The sequence below is a fragment of the Burkholderia sp. 3C genome, from assembly GCF_054589155.1.
In genome coordinates this window covers 183,190-201,724 of record NZ_BAAILN010000093.1, presented here as the reverse complement: position 1 = coordinate 201,724, position 18,535 = coordinate 183,190, and the positions used below count along the sequence as shown (strand labels likewise).

The window sequence follows — 18,535 nt, the reverse complement described above, 5'->3', positions numbered from 1 at the left end:
GCGTGCGATGAGCACGCGATGCCGATTTCCGCATAGTTATCGTCTCCCTGTCGTTCGGCCCGTGGTGCGTGGCTGCTGCCCGGGCCGAGATGTCGGTGCGATCCGACTGCGTGAAAGTCTGGCATAGGCGAGCTAGAGAAGCCGTACCAAACAGACGGTCGCCGTGTTGCGATGCGGCGGAGCGAGTCGTCGCGCGAACGGCGGGCGGCCGTCGGCGAAAATTCAAACGCGGAAATTCAAACAAACGTATGAGTTGTGTTGTGTGCGGAGGCGCGCGGACCAAAAACATGGGCGTGCGGCACGATTTCGGCGCACCGAACGATGCCGATGCCTGCGGCGAATTGCGAATGTGACGAAATCGCGCGACAGGCGTGACACTTTTTCGTTGCCGCCACGGACTCGTCATTTTGTGCGAGGTATGATTTGCATCAATAAAGATATAAGACCACGCAATTGGGGAATGAATATGAAGGGTTTAATGGCGCGCTTTCTGGCGGATGAGTCAGGCGCGACCGCCGTGGAATACGGCTTGATGGGTGGTGCCATCCTTGCGGGGATGGCGATGGGGATGCGTTCGATCAGCGATGCGACCGCTAGCGCATTCGTCTACGTTGCTTCTCTTTTCCCTCATTTTTGAAACGTTTGCGTGCTGCGTTGCGGCTGCGGGATGGCGGTTTGCCGTGCCTGGCAGGACGCGTTGCGCGAGCGACCCCGCAAAAAAGTGCTCGATGATGGTTCTGCGCGGACAAACTGTCTGATATACTTTCGTTCTTTCGGGGCGTAGCGCAGCCTGGTAGCGTACCTGCATGGGGTGCAGGTGGTCGGAGGTTCAAATCCTCTCGCCCCGACCAAGAACAAAGCCCGCATAACCAAAAGGTTATGCGGGCTTTTTGGTTTTTTCTCGGCCCTGACTCTCTAACTTGCTCACCGATTTACCTCCCACATCCCGTCATCGGCATAAACGACCCTCAGCTTTTTGCACGTGACGGCGTGACCCCGGTAAAATGCGCGGTTGATCCACGGAAAAGTGCCCGTGGCCTCTAGCCGGAAGGATTCCCTGAACATGTCTGATCTTCGTCTTATCAAGCGGTTTGCGGTTGTGCTGGCAACCGGTGCGTTCGTGGCAGGGTGCAGCTCGCCGTCGCCCACGAAAATCGACTACAAGAGCGATTCCCGGACCAAGGAGGTATCGCTCGCGGTGCCGCCGAACATGATGGATGAAACGGCCGACCAGCGCTCGCTGCCGCCGGCCGGTGGCGAAACCTCGCTGTCGAGCCTGCAGCAAACGCAGCAGGTCGCGCCGCAAACCGATACGGCCGTCGTGCCCGTCACGCCGGGCATGCATCTGCAACGCGATGGCACCGAAAGCTGGCTCGTCATCGACGCCCAGGCGCCCGCCGAGGTCTGGCCGCAAGTGCGCCGCTTCTGGCAGGAGCAGGGTTTCCTGCTGGTCATCGACCAGCGCGACAAGGGCGTCATGGAAACCGACTGGAACGAAACGCATCCGTCGGTTGGCGAGGGCTTGATTCGCGGCGTGATCTCGAAGGCGATGGGCAACTCGTACGTCACCGCCGAGCGCAACAAGTACCGCACGCGCCTCGAAAGCGCGCCGGGCGGCGGCACCTATGTGTTCGTCAGCCAGAAGGGCATGCGCGAAGCGCTGACCGGCACGAATAACGATTCGAGCAAGTGGGAAACGAAGCCCAACGATCCGGCGCTCGAAGCCGAATACCTGAAGCGCCTGATGGTGGCGCTCGCGCAGAACGATACCCGCGCGAAGACGGGCGGTACGACCATCACCAGCGCCTCGGCACCCGCGGCGGGCAAGGGCGGCGATGCCGCAGCGGCATCGGTTGCGGCACAGAACGTTGCCAATGCAGCCGCGCCGACGTCGCGTGACAACGCCGGGAGCGATTCCGAGACGGTGCCGGGCGACGTGACGCTGCCGGAGCCGTACGATCGTGCGTGGTTGCGCGTCGGTCTGGCGCTTGACCGTGCCAACTTCACGGTGGACGATCGCGACCGCACGAAGGGCCTCTACTACGTGCGCTACGTCGATCCGAAGGATTTGACCTCGGCCGAGCAGGGCTTCTGGAGCCAGTTGTTCCACGGCAAGAAGGAAAAGACGGCGAAGCAGTATCTCGTCAACGTGAAGGCGCTGACGCAGGACCAGACTCGCGTTGCCGTCGTCGATGCCAACGGTGGCGTCGATTCGACCGGCCCGGGCCGTCAGATCATGACGTTGCTCGTGAATCAACTGCGCTGATCGCTGCGTCGCAGCGCGTAGTCCAAAGCCCGCCGCCTGGCGGGCTTTTTCTTTGGCGCGCCGGAAACGATATGAGGAATGACGGGGCGTTACGTAACGTTACCCGGTAACGGGACGGATCAGTCCACTTATGATTCCTGTGTGAATAAACATTAAGCGATTTAAATCAAAGGCTTATGGTGGTTTTATGGATTGGCACGGAAACTGCTTTAAATCATTCGGATGATGTTGCCTTCGCACATCGTGCGTGACGTGGAGCGGTTTGACGCCGCATTCGTCGTCGCGGTCATCGTCATCGTCGTCGTTTCGGTGCGCCCCCGCCCCGGACAGGCTTGATGGCTCATGCGCGAGCATGAGCCCCGTTGGCCCCGTCGCCTATCCTCGTAGGGCGACGGTTTTGCCCGCGCTTTATTTAAGCGCGGGCAATTTTTTTTGTGCGGTCCCCACTCGATGGGAGCACGAATGCCGGGGCAGGCTGGTTTCGTATGGGGCGGATTTTTCGAGAGAGGGGCCAAGCATGCCGAAGATCGCCGTCGTCGCCACGAATTGAGGCTGATGCGTTGCAATACGACCGGCACCGCGATGACAGAGGAGGCGCGTCGCTTTGCATTATTCGAGCGACAGGGACGCGATGGGGCACTCGCGGCACGTCGAATCGTCGGAGATGAGGGTGATGCAGCGCATCGCGTGAGGCGATGCGGCTTGCGGGCGGCAGGGCGCCGCCCGGCGCAATACGGAAGGCGTCAGTGCGCGTTCGGTACGTCGAGGATCAGGATGATGGTCCAGTCCGCGTCGCCCTCATGGTGATATTGGCGTTCGACGACGATAAACGGTTGCTGTTTGCCTTGCGGCCCGAGAAACAGCACGTCACCTTCCATCGGCAGGCATTCGATCGGCGGCAGCGCGAGATAGGCCTCTTCGGAGCCGCGCGGCATCAGTTGCTTGATCTTGTGCGTTGCCGCTTCGGTCCATTCGATGTCGAGTTCGATATTGCTCATTCTGTCCTCCGCACCAGGGTGCGCACGGTTGGATAACTTGGGTGCGCGACTTTAGCACAGCGCGTGCCGTACGCCGTACCATGAAAAAAGCCGAACCCGGAAAAACCGGATTCGGCTCTTGGCGGCCGCGCTGGCGGAAACCGTCGAAGCGTGCCGATTACTGGCTGGCCGCTTCCGGCTTGGCAGCCTTCTTCGCCGCGTGGTGGTGCTTCTTCACTGCGTGATGATGCATCGGCTGTTCTTCTGCAGCAGCGCGCTGGGCATCCTGTTGCTGTTGAATGGCCTGAGCGCGTTGTTCGACTTCGGCGATCTTGGCCGGATCGGTGATCGTCGTGATCGTCGTGCTTTCTTGGGCGTGGGCTGCGCCAGCCAGAGCCGACATCGAAACCAGAATAGCCAGGGACATTTTCTTCATTGCTCTACCTCCGCTAAGTGGTGATGGGACCCGAGTTTGCCGATCCGTCCGGCATTGCAACCGAGTGAGCCGAGTGTAGCAAAAGTGACGGATCGGTGCACTTCCGGCCAGGAATGGCGATACGGCGTGTCGCGGTCGCGACAATCGGGGTGCGCGATGCCGTACGGACATCCGCGCGCCACAAGGCTGTGCGCACGATATGGGGCGGCGTGGTGTGGGCAATGCCGGGTATCGCATCGAATCAGAACCAGCCCAGCCACCGATACGCGTAAAATTGAACGATCCCGGCGATCTCGTGCAGCGCGCGCGATGCCACGACGAAATTCGATGCATGGGGCCAGCCGCACTCGGCGCGAAGGCGGTTGGCGTACACCGGTTGCGGTGTGATGCCGAAGCGCGAGAAATCGAGCAGGGCACGGCGCATCTGGTAGGACGACGTCACCAGAATCGTTGCGTCGTAATGTTCGGCGAGTAGGATGGGAGCCGTGAATTTCGCGTTTTCGTAGGTCGTGCGGCTGCGCGGCTCGAGAATCAGGTCGTGGCTGCTCACGCCCTGTTCGCGAAGCAACGGTGCGTAGAGCTCGGCTTCGCTGATGCCGTGGTGGTGAGGGTCGCCACCGGTCACGATCACCGTGCAATGCGCGGCAATTCGTTGGCAGACCGAATAGACTTGCGCGGCGCGGGCGATCCGGGCCAGCGCATCGTGGGGCGGCACGAGCGTGCCGTCGCGGCGGTCGATGCCGGCGCCCAGCACGACGATCGCGGTGCGGCCGCTCATCACGGGCGGATCGACGGGTTGGACGCCGGCTTCGGCAACGGCCAGGAGCGGCACCACGAGCCAGCCGCTGGCCAGTCCGGCGAGCAGCACGAACGCGGCAACCGCAAGCACGAATCGGTGCTTGCGCAAGATCGCGGTGGCTGCAATAAGCATCACAAATGAAACGAACAGAATCAATTTGAATGGGGTAAGGTAACTGTTTGCCCGGTTGAGTTCGATCCGGTCGAGGCGCCGCGAAATGTGGCGCGGAGCGGATAGGAAGGAAGGCGCAGGGGGATCAGGGGTAATGTCCGCCTGTCGTTGCGTGGCGGCGCCGGCTAATGAAGCATCGGGCCGGCGGGACCGCCTGCAGGATCGCTGTACTTTGAGAAAGAGTCCAGATGGCCACGTATTCCAACGAAGCAGTGCTCGATGCCTTGCGGCGCGTGCAGTACCGGCAGGTTCCCTGGGCGCGACGCCCGAACGTCTTCGAGTACCTTCGCAACCTCGGACTGATGGATACGGTGCGCCAGAAGACCGTCGCACCGGCGCCGGGCTTCCACGCCCCGGTCGATATCGCGATACTGACCGACACCGGCCGCGCCGAATTTACCCGACTTGAACGCGACGAGCGGTCGACCGCCTGGGTGGATCGCCGGATCGACGATTACGTACTGAGTGACGCGAGCGCCGTTTCGATCCTCGAAAGCCGGCTGTAGCCAGCCGGAACCGGGAATCATCCAGGCGGGCAAAAAAACGCCCGTATCGCGAGATACGGGCGCTACCGGGTACATTGCTGTTGCCAGGCTGTGCTCATGGCTAAGGTCTGACTGCCGCCGTCGCGCGCAGTTCCTGAATTTCCTGAACTTTCCACGCAGGTGCGGCTAGTGACGCGGTGCAAAACCGGTCGGGCGTGGGGCACTGTCGTTGCGAACGCGTGCATTGCTCGCAATATCGCCACGCAAGTCGCCTCGCGGAACGATATTGGGCGATGCGGCTGGCGGTGATGGCGGTGCATGACTCTGGCCTGCTTGCCCCCTATGGCCAGACGGCGGTTTGGCGTGCTGATCGGCCAGCGCAAGTGGGGTGAGCGCCAGGGCAAGCACCACGCTCGCGGTGGCGAGCGACGAGCGGCTTGGCATGGTTGGGCTCCCTTCAAGCCGTCAAGGCGGCCTGTTGACCTAGCCTTACGGTAGGGGCGGGAGCACTCGCGCGCTGTAAGCATTGGTAAAGAGATGTATCGCCGTCGCGAGCATGCCAAGCTCGCGAATCACGCCGACGCCGCGAGGCGGCAGGATGCCGGCGTGTGAGACTTCAGGCGGCAACCGCGGCCGCCTGCAATCGTCTGGGCGATTACGCCATCTTCACCGGTGCGCGCCACGATTCCGGATTGGTCCAGAATGCGCCACGCAGGCGATCGCGGCTCGGGGGGGCGGGCGGCTTGACCGCGCTGGCGCCGATCCGGCCGCGCAGCGAGACTTGACGGCCGCTGGTGCCGAGGCGCTTCACCACTTCGGCGAGCGTGCCATCGGCCTGCCACTCGTCGAAGCGCCGACGGCAGGTCGGCGGGGACGGGTAGCGCCCGGGCAGCTTCGACCAACCTTCGCCCGTCGACAGCACCCACAGAACGGCGTTCACGACCGAACGTGCTTCCACGCGGGGGCGACCACGACGCTCACTGCGTGCGGGTTCCGCGCAGAACAGTCCTTCGACCAGCGCCCATTCGTTATCCTTCAAATCGTCGAACAGCATCATGTCCTCACCTCAGCGAAGCTAACTCCGGTGCGCTGCCCTGCGCCGCGCACTCTTCAAGCACCCGATCCGCATCGGATGCCAGGTGGGGGTTCCGTATCCTCCGTTGCATCCGAAGGTTTCCGCTACCCTGTACGCGACTTAACGCATGAACCGTGCCAAGTCTGTGGCTATCCCCTTGAGAGCCCCACCGCACCGAGGCTATGGCCAAGTCAGCTAGGGGCGTATGAGACGCCAAAATGCCCCTGCGGCAAATCGGGACAATCACCAATCTTGTGCAATCCGGCCCGCGCGGCGTGCGTCGGGTCCTTCGCTGCACCGCACCGACACATAGCGGACCGGCGGCGGATGATGCCCCTACAATTGCGCATCGAAGTGCGGGATTGATGAGGACAAGCGATGAATATCACCTTGCGACAGTTACGGGTGTTTATCGAGGTGGCGCGGTTGCGCAGCTTCAGCCGGGCCGGCGACGAGATCGGCCTGACCCAGTCGGCGGTCAGCCGCTGCGTGCGTGAGCTCGAAAGCGAGATCGGTCTGAAGCTGATCGATCGCACCACGCGCGACGTGCAGCTCACCGATGCCGGCTCGAACCTGGTCGCCAGCGTGTCGCGGCTGCTCGGCGACCTGGACGACGCCCTGCGTGAAATCCGTGAAATCGGGGAGCAGCGGCGCGGCCGTGTGGTGGTGGCCGCCAGCCCGACGATCGCCTGTCGGCTGATGCCTCGTGTCGTGGCGGACGCCGAGCGGCAGTTCCCGTTCGTGACGCTCGGCTTGCGCGACGACGTGCAGAGCGATGTGCTGCGCAAGGTGAAATCGGGCGAAGTCGATTTCGGGGTGGTGATCGGGCCGCTGCCGGGTACCGATCTGGTGTGCGAGCCGTTGATGACCGATTCGTTCTGCCTGGTCACGCGTGCCGATCATCCGCTGGCCGCCAGCGAGAGCGTGCCCTGGGCCGCGCTCGATGGTCAGCGCCTCGTGCTGCTCGACTATGCGTCCGGCAGCCGGCCGCTGATCGATGCGGCATTGAGCCTGCACCGCGTCGGCGCGTCGGTGGTGCAGGAGCTGGGTCATTCGGCCACCGTGTTCGGGCTGATCGAGGCGGGTATCGGGGTCAGCGTGCTGCCGTGGCTGGCCTTGCCGCTGCCGGCCGGGTCGTCGCTGGTGGCACGGCCGTTGACGCCGCGTGCCGAGCGCACGGTCGAACTGGTGCGGCGGCGCGACCGCTCGCTGTCGCCGGCCGCCGAGGCGATCTGGGGGCTGGTCGGCGAAATGCCGGCGCGCGCCGAGGATCTGGTCTGACGCCCTTTTGCCGTGCGGGCCGCTACACTGGCGGCACTGACCGACTGACTGACGAGGAGGGGGCTTGAACGCTGTCGACAATGCAACGGGGCGCGCACCGGATGTGCGCATGACGGTCGAATCGCTGCGGCCGTCGCTGATCCGCGAGGTGGCGAATTCGGGATTCGGCGTGGACGGCGTGCTGCCGTTCTGGTTCGGCGAATCCGATCGCGTCACGCCGGTCTTTATCCGCGATGCGGCCAGCGAGGCGCTTGCGCGTGGCGAAACCTTCTACACCCACAACCTCGGCGTCGCGCCGTTGCGTGAAACGCTGGCCGGCTACGTGTCCGCGCGACACGGGGCGACACGCACCGAGCATATCGCCGTGACCAGTGCCGGCGTCAATGCGCTGATGCTGGCGGCGCAATTGCTGGTGGGCGCGGGCGATCGCGTGGTGGCGGTCACGCCGCTCTGGCCGAATCTCGTGGAAATTCCGAAGATTCTCGGCGCAGAAGTCGAGTGCGTGCCGCTCGGCTATGGCGAACATGGCTGGCAGCTCGATCTGGACCGTCTGCTGGCGGCGCTGACCCCCGACACGCGCATGCTGTTCGTCAATTCGCCGAACAACCCGACCGGCTGGACCCTGTCGGCCGCAGAGCAGGCCGTCGTGCTCGATCATTGTCGCCGGCACGGCATCTGGATCGTGGCCGACGAGGTATACGAGCGGCTGGCCTTCGGGCCGGACGGCGCGCCGTCGTTCCTCGATCTGGCGTCGCGCGACGAGCGGGTGATCGTCGTCAACTCGTTCTCGAAGGCCTGGGCGATGACCGGCTGGCGGCTCGGCTGGCTGGTGACGCCGACCCGCACGCTGGACGCGCTATCCAAGCTCGTCGAGTACAACACCTCGTGTGCGCCGAGTTTCGTGCAGGCGGCCGGCGTCGCGGCGGTGCGCGACGGCGAGCCGTTCGTCGCCGAATTCACCGGCGCGCTGCAACGCGCTCGCGATCACCTCGTCAACGCCCTGAACGGCCTGCCCGACGTACAGGTGAAAGCGCCCGACGGCGCCATGTATCTGTTCCTGCGCCTGCCGGGTGCGCACGACAGCCTCGATTTCTGCAAGCGGCTGGTGCGCGAGGCGGGGCTTGGGCTGGCGCCGGGGCGTGCGTTTGGCGACGAGGGCGAGGGCTTTGTGCGTTGGTGTTATGCCTGCGATGTGGCGCGACTCGACGCAGGAGTCGAGCGCCTCGATGCATTCCTGCGTCGCGCCGGCCGCTGAGGCGAGCGGCGCGTCCCGCCCGGCCGTCGTGGCGGGCGGGACGATTCGTAGCGGCGAGTGGCTTTACGCGTCGCCGGAATGTGCGTAAGATGGCGACCATTCACGCGGTTCCATCACGGTTTCGCGCTGTTCCGTCCGGTCAGGGTCAGGCATCAAGCAGGTTTCGCCACCCCCGGTTCGTGCTCCCATCAATATGACCGATCAGAATCGGGCGAGCGCGTCTTCTGTTCCTTTTCGTCTGTTTCATTTTGATCCGGTTCGTTTGACCAGAGGGTCTGGCCTAGCTGCATGAATACCCAAGAGGCGAAGATCGTCCTTGAGACTGCTTTGATCTGTGCGCAGGAGCCGCTCAAGCTGGGCGACCTGCGCAAGCTCTTCGCCGACAGCGTGTCGGCGGACACAGTCCGAACGTTGCTCGAAGAATTGAAGGAAGCGTGGTCCGGCCGCGGCGTTGAACTCGTCGCGCTGGCGACCGGCTGGCGTTTCCAGAGCAAACCGGCCATGCGGGTCTATCTGGACCGTCTGCACCCGGAGAAGCCGCCGAAGTACTCGCGTGCCGTGCTCGAAACCCTTGCGATCATCGCGTACCGGCAGCCGGTCACGCGTGGCGATATCGAAGAAATCCGCGGTGTCACGGTCAATACCCAGATCGTGAAACAGCTGGAAGATCGCAACTGGATCGAGGTGATCGGCCATCGTGACGTACCCGGCCGTCCGGCGCTCTATGCGACGACCAAACAGTTTCTCGACGATCTCGGCCTGAAAGCACTGGACGATCTGCCGGCGCTCGAAGAGCCAGCCGCGCATCTGGAAGCGAGTCTGCTCGCCCAGGCGTCGATGGAGTTTGCCGATGGCGAGGCGCTCGATGTCGTTGCCGTTGCGGCCGACGAGGGGCAAGCCGACGTAGTCGCTCAGGGTATTGCGGACGAAACCATCTGCCCGGATGCGGGCGATGCAGCGCCCGGCGAGGCCGTCGGCGGCACCCATGAAAACGAAATGCCGGCAGACGAGGCTCAGGCCATCGCGTCTGCCGATCGCCAGATCGATGCAACCGATGCGGAACCCGCACGGCCTGCGTTGGTCGAGAACGAAGTAAGCCGTGTCGTCATCGACGCCGGCGAGGCAGCGCGCGACGAAGATGCGCAAGCGGGCCGCGATACCACGCAGTCTGGCGCAACCCCGGTGCATGGGCTTGCCGCCGCTGACGAATCCATGGGTGACGTAACGCCCGGCGATACCTCGCCGGACGAAGACGAACCCGCGCAACGCCGCGCTTGACGCGGCCATATAGAGATTGCCGCGCCCGCGACGGGCGCGAGACCTGACATTTCGAGGTTGTTTTGACAGATACCCACGACACTGATTCGTCCGAATCCGGGCATGCCATGCGGGCATCGCGCGCCGACGACGCTCCCGAGCAATCGGCGCAAGATGCCGGCGGCGAAGATCGTCCCCGCCGCGGCCTGCGTCGCGGGCCGCGCAGTTTGATCGCGCGCCGTCGCGCGGCGACCAAATCGAAGACCGATTCGACGGAGGGCGCGGAATCCGCACCGGCCGAAGTCGCCTCCAGCGAGGCGCCGGCCGCGGCACCCGCACCGCGCGCGCCTCGTGCGCCGCGCAACAAGGATGGCGCGCCCAAGGCGCCCCGCAAGACCGCCGTCAAGCGCGACGGTGCGGCTGCGCCGCGTCAGGGGCAAGGCCAGGGCAAGCGTGGCGCAGGCGCCGCGCCAAATGCACGGGCCGCCGAGGGCGCCGCTTCGCCCACCGACGACATCTTTTCGTATGTCACGTCGCCGGCGTTCGATGCCGACAATTCGGCGGGCGGCAACGGCACGGGTGCGCCGATGCTGCGCCGTGGCCAGCAGGCAACCAAGCGCGTGCTGACGCCGGAAGACGATGCGCCGAAGTTGCATAAGGTGCTGGCCGAGGCCGGCATGGGTTCGCGTCGCGACATGGAAGAGCTGATCGTCGCGGGCCGCGTGTCGGTCAATGGCGAACCGGCCCACATCGGCCAGCGGATTCTGCCGACCGACCAGGTTCGGATCAACGGCAAGCCGGTGCGCCGCAAGCTGCAAAGCAAGCCGCCGCGCGTGCTGCTGTATCACAAACCGACCGGCGAAATCGTCAGTCATGCCGATCCGGAAGGTCGCGCCTCGGTATTCGACCGCCTGCCGCCGATGAAAACGGCGAAGTGGCTCGCGGTCGGCCGGCTCGACTTCAATACCGAAGGCCTGCTGATGCTGACGACGTCCGGCGATCTCGCGAACCGCTTCATGCATCCGCGTTACAGCGTCGAGCGCGAATATGCGGTGCGCGTGGTGGGCGAACTCAACGAAGCCTCGCGTCAGAAGCTGCTGCACGGCGTCGAACTCGAAGACGGCCCGGCCAACTTCCTGCGCATTCGCGATGGCGGCGGCGAAGGCACCAATCACTGGTATCACGTCGCCCTGGCCGAAGGTCGCAACCGCGAAGTGCGTCGCATGTTCGAGGCCGTCGGCCTGATGGTGAGCCGGTTGATCCGCACGCGTCACGGCGAAATCGCGCTGCCGCGCGGCTTGAAACGTGGCCGCTGGGAAGAGCTCGAAGAAACGCAGGTGCGCAAGCTGATGGCGACCGTCGGCCTGAAGATCGCCGCCGATGAAAAGGGCGGCAAGCACGGTGCTGTGGGCGAACGTCGTCAGCCGGATCCGATGGAAACCTCGATGGGCTTCATCACCCGCGATCCGGTGCTGACGACCCACGGTCAGCTCGACCAGCCGCGCCGCGGCGGCCGTCGCGGTGCGCCGGGTGGTGGTGGTTTCGGTGCGGGCACGGGCGGCTACGGCGGTCAGCCGGGCAGCGGCTACGGCGGCGGCAAGCCGGGCGGTAACCGCCGCGGCGGCAGCGGTGGCGGTGGTGGTGGCGATGTCGATGGCAACCGGATGTCGTACGGCGCGAACGGCAGCAAGCGTGGCGGCAGTGCCGGCGGCGGTGGTGCCAAGGGGCCGCGCAATGGAAATGGCAGCCGTCCCGAAGGCGGTGGTTCGGCGGGGGGTGCCCGCGGTGGTCAGCAACGGCCGCAACAGCAGCGCAACCGCTCGCGCGGGCGCTGATCGGCGGCGGCCCGGCCGCCGTTTGACTACGATGTGAGGCCGGCCCGGCGGGCCGGCTGATGAGGCGATACTTTGCGTTTTTATTTAAAAACGCTATAATCGCAAAGTCGCTGGGCGTACGGATTTGTTGTGCGGCCTAGGTGCGACCACCAGAGGTAAGAAGATGGGCGTTTCGCCCATTTTTTTTTGCTGAAACGGTTGGGCATCTCGGGTAGCGCTTCCTGCGCCGGCAAGGCGCGCGTCTGCGGGTGAATCGCGAACGGCGAGCGCGAACACCTGAGAGGACACTGTGCAACTGACGGAATTGATTGAAACCACGGTCACCGCGCTCGGCTACGAGCTGGTCGATCTCGAGCGCACCGGGCGCGGCATGCTGTGTATCTATATTGACCAGCCCGCCGGCATCGCGATCGACGATTGCGAAAAGGTGACGCGTCAGCTGCAGCACGTATTGACGGTCGAAAACATCGATTACGAACGGCTCGAGGTATCGTCCCCGGGCCTCGACCGGCCGCTGAAGAAACTCGTCGACTTCGAGCGATTCGCCGGGAGCGAAATCTCCGTCACCCTGAAAAAACCGCTGGAAGGCCGCAAGACCTACCGCGGCATTCTGCATGCGCCGAACGGCGAAACGATCGGTTTGGAATTCGAGAGGAAGAAGGGCGAGGCGGTCATGCTGGATTTCACGCTGGCCGACATCGACAAAGCCCGCCTGATTCCGCAAGTTGACTTTAGGAGCCGCAAACAATGAGTCGCGAAGTGTTGATGCTGGTGGATGCGCTGGCGCGCGAGAAAAACGTCGACAAGGATGTCGTGCTGGGCGCGCTCGAAGCTGCGCTGGCCTCGGCTTCCAAGAAGCTGTTCGACGAAGGCGCCGAAATTCGCGTCCATATCGATCGCGAGAGCGGCGAACACGAAACCTTCCGTCGCTGGCTGGTCGTGCCGGACGAAGCCGGCCTCCAGGAGCCGGATCGCGAAATCCTGCTGTTCGAGGCACGTGAGCAGAAGGCCGAAATCGAAGTCGGCGAATATGTCGAGGAGCCGGTGCCCTCGATCGAATTCGGCCGGATCGGCGCACAGGCCGCCAAGCAGGTGATTCTGCAGAAGGTTCGCGACGCCGAGCGCGAGCAGATCCTGAACGACTACCTCGAGCGCGGCGAAAAAATCATGACCGGTGCGGTCAAGCGTCTCGACAAGGGTAACTTCATCGTCGAATCGGGCCGCGTCGAAGCGCTGCTGCGTCGCGATCAACTGATTCCGAAGGAAAACCTTCGCGTCGGCGATCGCGTTCGCGCCTACATCGCCAAGGTCGATCGCACCGCACGCGGTCCGCAGATCGAACTGTCGCGCACGGCACCCGAATTCCTGATGAAGCTGTTCGAAATGGAAGTGCCGGAAATCGAGCAGGGTTTGCTTGAAATCAAGGCGGCAGCTCGCGATCCGGGCGTTCGCGCAAAAATCGGCGTGATCGCCTACGACAAGCGGATCGATCCGATCGGCACTTGCGTCGGCATCCGCGGTTCGCGCGTCCAGGCCGTGCGCAACGAGCTGGGTGGCGAAAACATCGACATCGTGCTATGGTCGGAAGATCCCGCCCAGTTCGTGATCGGCGCGCTCGCGCCGGCAGCCGTCCAGTCGATCGTCGTCGATGAAGAAAAGCATTCGATGGATGTCGTCGTCGACGAGAACGAATTGGCAGTCGCGATCGGCCGTAGCGGCCAGAACGTGCGTCTGGCCGGCGAATTGACCGGCTGGCAGATCAACATCATGACGCCGAACGAATCCGCGCTGAAGCAGGGCGAGGAACGTGATCGTCTGCGCAGCCTGTTCATGGCGCGTCTCGATGTCGACGAGGAAGTGGCCGACATCCTGATCGACGAAGGCTTCACGAGCCTTGAAGAAATCGCCTACGTCCCGCTGAACGAAATGCTCGAAATCGAGGCGTTCGACGAGGAAACGGTGCATGAACTGCGCAATCGCTCGCGCGACGCACTGTTGACGATGGCGATCGCCAACGAGGAAAAGGTGGAGAATGCTTCGCTCGACCTCAAGAGCCTCGATGGTATTACCTCCGAATTGCTGGCAAAGCTGGCGGAGAACGGCGTGCAGACGCGCGACGATCTCGCCGAACTGGCCGTCGATGAGCTGGTCGAGATGACCGGCGTGGAAGAAGAAGCCGCGAAAGCGCTGATCATGAAAGCACGTGAACATTGGTTCCAGTGAGAAATGACCATGGCGCACTGATATTTGGCGGCCGGAAGGCCGCATGACACGATGTTAACCGCAAGGAATCGGTCCTTGCATTAAGAGGAATGAATGGCGAGTAACAACGTAGCCCAATTTGCCGCGGAACTGAAAATGCCTGCTGGTGTGCTGCTCGAGCAGCTGCAGGCGGCAGGCGTCCAGAAAGCGAGTGAAGACGATGCGCTGTCGGAAACCGACAAGGCGCGTCTGCTCGATCATTTGCGTAAATCGCACGGCTCGTCCGACGCCGACAAGCGCAAGATCACGCTGACCCGCCGGCATACGTCGGAAATCAAGCAATCCGACGGGACGGGTAAGGCTCGTACCATTCAGGTCGAGGTGCGCAAGAAGCGGACGTTCGTGAAGCGCGACGATGTCGCGGAAAACGGCGTCGACGGCGATCAGGACCAGGTTGACGACGTGGCAGCCGACGCGGAGCTGAAGCGCCGCGAGGAAGAGGCAAGCCGCGAGGCGGAACTGCTCGAGAAGCAGGCTCAGGAACTTCGCGAGCGCCAGGAACACCTCGAACGCGAGGAATCCGAGCGCCGTGCGCGCGAAGAGGCTGCGGAAGCCGAGCGTCGCCGTGCCGAGGAAGAAGCTGCCTCCAAGCGTGCAGCCGCAGCGGCGCAACAGCAGCAGGCAGCGGCCCAGCAGGCCGCCGAGCAGGAAGCGGCGCGTGTGCAGCAGGCGCAAGCGGCACCGGCAGTGGCTGCCGCGCCGCAGGCTGCCGAATCGTCCTCGCAAGACGAAGAACGTGCGGCCGCCGAACGTGCGGCCCAGCGCGAAGCGGCGAAGAAGGCCGAAGATGCGGCGCGCGAAGCTGCCGACAAGGCGCGCGCCGAACAGGAAGAAATCCGCAAGCGCCGCGAAAAGGCTGAAGCCGAAGCGCGTGCGATTCGCGAAATGATGGCAACGCCGCGTCGTGCGCAGGTCAAGGCCGTCGAGCCGCCGAAGCCGGTCGAGCCGCCGAAGGCTGCCGAAGCCAAGGGCACGCTGCACAAGCCGGCCAAGCCGCCAGGCGAAGCGGGCGCACGCCCTGCCGTGGCGAAGAAGCCGGCGGCGCCGGCGACCACCACCACCACGGCAGCGCCGGGTGCGGGTGACCGCAACAAGAAGCCGGGTGCAGGCAAGGGCGGTTGGCAGGACGATGCCTCGAAGCGCCGCGGTATCAAGACGCGTGGCGATTCGAGCGGCGGTGTCGATCGTGGCTGGCGTGGTGGCCCGAAAGGTCGCGGCCGTCACCAGGACAGCGCTTCGTCGTTCCAGGCGCCGACCGAGCCGGTCAGCCGCGAAATCCATGTGCCGGAAACCATTTCGGTGGCGGATCTCGCTCACAAGATGTCGGTGAAAGCGTCCGAAGTCATCAAGGTCATGATGAAGCTCGGCCAGATGGTCACCATCAACCAGGTGCTGGACCAGGAAACGGCGATGATCATCGTCGAGGAACTGGGTCACCGTGCCTTGGCGGCCAAGCTCGACGATCCGGAAGCCTTGCTGGTCGAAGGCGAAGTGGGTGTCGATGCGGAGCAACTGCCGCGTCCGCCGGTCGTTACCGTGATGGGTCACGTCGACCACGGCAAGACCTCGCTGCTCGACTACATCCGTCGCGCCAAGGTGGCAGCCGGTGAAGCGGGCGGGATTACGCAGCACATCGGTGCGTATCACGTCGAAACGCCGCGCGGCGTCGTCACGTTCCTCGATACCCCGGGTCACGAGGCCTTCACGGCCATGCGTGCACGCGGTGCGAAGGCGACCGACATCGTGATTCTGGTGGTGGCGGCCGACGACGGCGTGATGCCGCAGACGAAGGAAGCTATTGCGCACGCCAAGGCGGGCGGCGTTCCGATCGTCGTGGCGATCAACAAGATCGACAAGCCGGATGCGAATCTGGACCGCGTCAAGCAGGAACTCGTCGCCGAAGGCGTCGTGCCGGAAGAGTACGGTGGCGAGTCGCCGTTCGTGCCGGTGTCCGCGAAGACGGGTGCGGGTATCGACGATCTGCTCGAAAACGTGCTGCTGCAAGCCGAAGTGCTGGAATTGAAGGCACCGATCGAAGCGGCTGCCAAGGGCATCGTGATTGAAGCGAAGCTCGACAAGGGCAAGGGCCCGGTCGCAACGGTGCTGGTGCAGTCGGGTACGCTGTCGCGCGGCGATGTCGTGCTGGCGGGTTCGGCCTACGGCCGTGTGCGTGCGATGCTCGACGAAAATGGCAAGCCGACCAAGTCGGCAGGTCCGTCGATCCCGGTCGAAATCCAGGGTCTGTCGGAAGTGCCGGGTGCGGGCGAGGAAGTGATCGTGCTGCCGGACGAGCGCAAGGCGCGTGAAATCGCCCTGTTCCGTCAAGGCAAGTTCCGCGACGTCAAGCTGGCCAAGCAGCAAGCGGCCAAGCTCGAAAGCATGCTCGAACAGATGGGCGAAGGCGAAGTACAAAACCTGCCGCTTATCGTCAAGGCCGACGTGCAGGGTTCGCAGGAAGCACTGGTGCAGTCGCTGCTCAAGCTGTCGACCGCCGAAGTGCGCGTGCAGATCGTGCACGGCGCAGTGGGTGGCATCAGCGAAAGCGACGTCAACCTGGCCACGGCCTCGAAGGCGGTCATCATCGGCTTCAACACGCGTGCCGATGCTCAAGCCCGCAAGGTCGCCGAATCGAATGGCGTCGATATCCGCTACTACAACATCATCTATGACGCAGTGGATGAGGTGAAGGCGGCGATGTCGGGCATGCTCGCACCGGAAAAGCGCGAAACCCAGACCGGTACGGTCGAAGTGCGCCAGGTCATCAAGGTGCCGAAGATCGGTCTCGTGGCCGGCTGTATGGTCACGGACGGCGTGGTCAAGCGCTCGTCGTCGGTGCGCGTGCTGCGCAACAACGTGGTCATCTTCACGGGCGAGCTCGATTCGCTGAAGCGCTTCAAGGACGACGTGAAGGAAGTGAAGCAAGGCTTCGAGTGCGGTATGTCGATCAAGAACTTCAACGATATCGTCGAAGGCGATCAGTTCGAAGTGTTCGAGGTCACGGAAGTCGCTCGGACGCTGTAAGGCCGACGTGAACGCTGATGGGCGGGGCAGGCGTGGGCCTGTCCCGCCCATTTTCATGGCGACGGCCGCTGTGCCGTCGCCCGTTCGATGAACGGAATGACGGATTTACCATGACGAAGAAACGTACTTCTCCCAATCGCAACGTGCAAATCGCCGATCAGATCCAACGTGATCTGTCGCAGTTGATCATGCGCGAAGTGAAGGACCCCCGGATCGGTATCGTGACGATCCAGAGCGTCGAGCTGACGCCGGATTACGCGCACGCGAAGGTGTACTTCACGGCGCTGACGGGCGACCCCCACCAGACGCAAGATGCGCTGAACCACGCGGCCGGCCATTTGCATAATCTGCTGTTCAAGCGCCTGCATATCCACACGGTGCCGACGCTGCATTTCCACTACGACCAGACCATCGAAAGGGCTGTCGAGATGTCGCGCTTGATCGAACAAGCGAATTCGACGCGCGCGAAAGACGACTGAGTCCGGCTGCCGAATCCGATTTTTGCCATGACGACTGCTCCCCAACGCCCGCCGCGCGTGCCGCGCCGCATGCTCGACGGCGTGCTGCTGCTCGATAAGCCCATCGGGTTGTCCAGCAATGATGCCCTGATTCGCGCCAAGCGCCTCTATCTGGCGAAAAAGGCCGGCCATACCGGCACGCTCGATCCCCTTGCCACCGGCCTGCTGCCGCTCTGTTTCGGTGAAGCCACCAAGTTCTCGCAGGATCTGCTCGACGCCGACAAGACTTACGAAGCGACGATGCGGCTCGGGATTCGCACGACCACCGGCGACGCCGAGGGCGAGGCGATCGAGACGCGCGAGGTCGTTGTCGACCGTGCCGCGATCGAGGCTGTGCTGCCGCGCTTTCTCGGCGAAATCGTGCAGGTGCCGCCGATGTACTCGGCGCTCAAGCGTGACGGCAAGCCGCTTTATGAATACGCGCGTGCCGGTCAGACGGTCGAGCGCGAGGGCCGGCAGGTAACGATCCATGTGCTCGATCTGCTGGCGTGCGAGCTGCCCGACGTGACGTTTCGCGTGACCTGCAGCAAGGGCACCTATGTCCGCACGCTGGCCGAGGACATCGGCGAAGCGCTGGGCTGCGGCGCGCATCTGGTCGCGCTGCGGCGCACCGGTGTCGGTGCGCTGACGCTCGAACATGCCGTCACGCTCGATGCGCTGTCCGATGCACCGGCCGTCGAGCGCGATGCCTGGCTGCAGCCGGTCGACGCGTTGCTGTCCACGTTCGCGCGTGTGACGCTCGATGCGGACGAAGCAAAGCGCTTCCGTCACGGCCAGCGTTTGCGGCTTGCGGCCGAGCATGAAATCGGCGCGGAAGAGGGCGCGCGTGTGCGCGTCTACGACGAGGTGAATCAACTGCTCGGCGTCGCGCGCCTGACGGACGGCGTGCTCGCGCCG

General features: G+C 63.9%; 15 protein-coding genes, 1 tRNA gene and 1 pseudogene. 13 read left to right on the top strand and 4 right to left on the bottom strand.

Translation table 11 applies throughout. The features are described from left to right. The first annotated feature begins 460 nt into the window (after positions 1 to 460). From ACYP33_RS19345 to bamC, 3 genes are all read left to right on the top strand, one after another. Positions 461 to 637: a Flp family type IVb pilin gene (locus ACYP33_RS19345; protein ID WP_414444940.1), complete on the top strand. Its 177-nt coding sequence runs from the start codon at positions 461 to 463 to the stop codon at positions 635 to 637. 137 nt (positions 638 to 774) lie between these two features. Further along, a tRNA-Pro gene (locus ACYP33_RS19340) sits at positions 775 to 851 on the top strand. Between the two features lie 212 nt (positions 852 to 1,063). Further along, positions 1,064 to 2,266, top strand: a complete 1,203-nt coding sequence (bamC, locus tag ACYP33_RS19335) for an outer membrane protein assembly factor BamC (RefSeq protein WP_414449574.1) — start codon at positions 1,064 to 1,066, stop codon at positions 2,264 to 2,266. 743 nt (positions 2,267 to 3,009) lie between these two features. Here the strand turns inward: bamC and ACYP33_RS19330 are convergent. The 3 genes from ACYP33_RS19330 to ACYP33_RS19320 form a co-directional block, all read right to left on the bottom strand. Then, positions 3,010 to 3,264 (bottom strand): DNA-binding protein, encoded by a 255-nt coding sequence (locus ACYP33_RS19330; protein ID WP_414444942.1) that lies wholly within the window; start codon positions 3,262 to 3,264, stop codon positions 3,010 to 3,012. A gap of 157 nt (positions 3,265 to 3,421) precedes the next feature. After that, positions 3,422 to 3,679, bottom strand: coding sequence for a hypothetical protein (locus ACYP33_RS19325; protein ID WP_414444943.1), 258 nt, complete (start codon positions 3,677 to 3,679; stop codon positions 3,422 to 3,424). A gap of 241 nt (positions 3,680 to 3,920) precedes the next feature. Continuing rightward, the gene (locus ACYP33_RS19320) at positions 3,921 to 4,634 is read right to left on the bottom strand and encodes a YdcF family protein (RefSeq protein ID WP_459623380.1); all 714 of its coding nucleotides are present in this window, start codon (positions 4,632 to 4,634) and stop codon (positions 3,921 to 3,923) included. 203 nt (positions 4,635 to 4,837) lie between these two features. Between ACYP33_RS19320 and ACYP33_RS19315 the strand changes: the two genes are divergently transcribed. After that, on the top strand, positions 4,838 to 5,155 hold the full coding sequence (locus tag ACYP33_RS19315; protein ID WP_414449572.1) for a hypothetical protein: 318 nt from the start codon (positions 4,838 to 4,840) through the stop codon (positions 5,153 to 5,155). A 637-nt stretch (positions 5,156 to 5,792) separates the two neighbouring features. Here the strand turns inward: ACYP33_RS19315 and ACYP33_RS19310 are convergent. Then, positions 5,793 to 6,188 (bottom strand): annotated as a pseudogene (locus ACYP33_RS19310) (transposase); the annotation flags it as partial. Between the two features lie 399 nt (positions 6,189 to 6,587). On the opposite strand from ACYP33_RS19310, the gene ACYP33_RS19305 reads away from it, so the two are divergent. The 9 genes from ACYP33_RS19305 to truB all read left to right on the top strand — a co-directional run. Then, a complete protein-coding gene (locus ACYP33_RS19305) occupies positions 6,588 to 7,490 on the top strand; it encodes a LysR substrate-binding domain-containing protein (RefSeq protein ID WP_459623378.1) in 903 nt (300 codons plus the stop codon). Positions 7,491 to 7,554: 64 nt separating this feature from the next. Continuing rightward, positions 7,555 to 8,745, top strand: coding sequence for a pyridoxal phosphate-dependent aminotransferase (locus tag ACYP33_RS19300; RefSeq protein ID WP_459623377.1), 1,191 nt, complete (start codon positions 7,555 to 7,557; stop codon positions 8,743 to 8,745). A 288-nt stretch (positions 8,746 to 9,033) separates the two neighbouring features. Beyond that, entirely contained in the window at positions 9,034 to 10,023 is a 990-nt protein-coding gene (gene scpB / locus ACYP33_RS19295; RefSeq protein ID WP_459623375.1) for an SMC-Scp complex subunit ScpB, read from the top strand. Between the two features lie 62 nt (positions 10,024 to 10,085). Next, positions 10,086 to 11,837 carry a 23S rRNA pseudouridine(2605) synthase RluB gene (gene rluB / locus ACYP33_RS19290; RefSeq protein ID WP_459623373.1) on the top strand — a complete coding sequence of 584 codons (1,752 nt, stop codon included), beginning with the start codon at positions 10,086 to 10,088 and terminating at the stop codon, positions 11,835 to 11,837. A 289-nt stretch (positions 11,838 to 12,126) separates the two neighbouring features. Then, positions 12,127 to 12,588 carry a ribosome maturation factor RimP gene (gene rimP, locus ACYP33_RS19285; protein WP_414444950.1) on the top strand — a complete coding sequence of 154 codons (462 nt, stop codon included), beginning with the start codon at positions 12,127 to 12,129 and terminating at the stop codon, positions 12,586 to 12,588. Then, a complete protein-coding gene (gene nusA, locus ACYP33_RS19280) occupies positions 12,585 to 14,060 on the top strand; it encodes a transcription termination factor NusA (protein WP_414444951.1) in 1,476 nt (491 codons plus the stop codon). The genes rimP and nusA overlap by 4 nt, the downstream gene beginning before the upstream one ends. Positions 14,061 to 14,153: 93 nt before the next feature. After that, on the top strand, positions 14,154 to 17,120 hold the full coding sequence (gene infB, locus ACYP33_RS19275; RefSeq protein WP_414444952.1) for a translation initiation factor IF-2: 2,967 nt from the start codon (positions 14,154 to 14,156) through the stop codon (positions 17,118 to 17,120). Between the two features lie 110 nt (positions 17,121 to 17,230). Continuing rightward, positions 17,231 to 17,599, top strand: coding sequence for a 30S ribosome-binding factor RbfA (gene rbfA / locus ACYP33_RS19270; protein WP_414444953.1), 369 nt, complete (start codon positions 17,231 to 17,233; stop codon positions 17,597 to 17,599). 27 nt (positions 17,600 to 17,626) lie between these two features. Further along, positions 17,627 to 18,535: tRNA pseudouridine(55) synthase TruB (gene truB / locus ACYP33_RS19265; protein ID WP_459623371.1), on the top strand; the 909-nt coding region annotated here is incomplete at its 3' end.

Coding starts and splice junctions, on each gene's coding strand:
- bamC (WP_414449574.1), top strand. CDS start 1,064: ATGTCTGATCTTCGTCTTATCAAGCGGTTTGCGGTTGTGCTGGCAACC.
- ACYP33_RS19315 (WP_414449572.1), top strand. CDS start 4,838: ATGGCCACGTATTCCAACGAAGCAGTGCTCGATGCCTTGCGGCGCGTG.
- ACYP33_RS19305 (WP_459623378.1), top strand. CDS start 6,588: ATGAATATCACCTTGCGACAGTTACGGGTGTTTATCGAGGTGGCGCGG.
- nusA (WP_414444951.1), top strand. CDS start 12,585: ATGAGTCGCGAAGTGTTGATGCTGGTGGATGCGCTGGCGCGCGAGAAA.
- infB (WP_414444952.1), top strand. CDS start 14,154: ATGGCGAGTAACAACGTAGCCCAATTTGCCGCGGAACTGAAAATGCCT.
- scpB (WP_459623375.1), top strand. CDS start 9,034: ATGAATACCCAAGAGGCGAAGATCGTCCTTGAGACTGCTTTGATCTGT.
- ACYP33_RS19345 (WP_414444940.1), top strand. CDS start 461: ATGAATATGAAGGGTTTAATGGCGCGCTTTCTGGCGGATGAGTCAGGC.
- rbfA (WP_414444953.1), top strand. CDS start 17,231: ATGACGAAGAAACGTACTTCTCCCAATCGCAACGTGCAAATCGCCGAT.
- ACYP33_RS19330 (WP_414444942.1), bottom strand. CDS start 3,264: ATGAGCAATATCGAACTCGACATCGAATGGACCGAAGCGGCAACGCAC.
- ACYP33_RS19325 (WP_414444943.1), bottom strand. CDS start 3,679: ATGAAGAAAATGTCCCTGGCTATTCTGGTTTCGATGTCGGCTCTGGCT.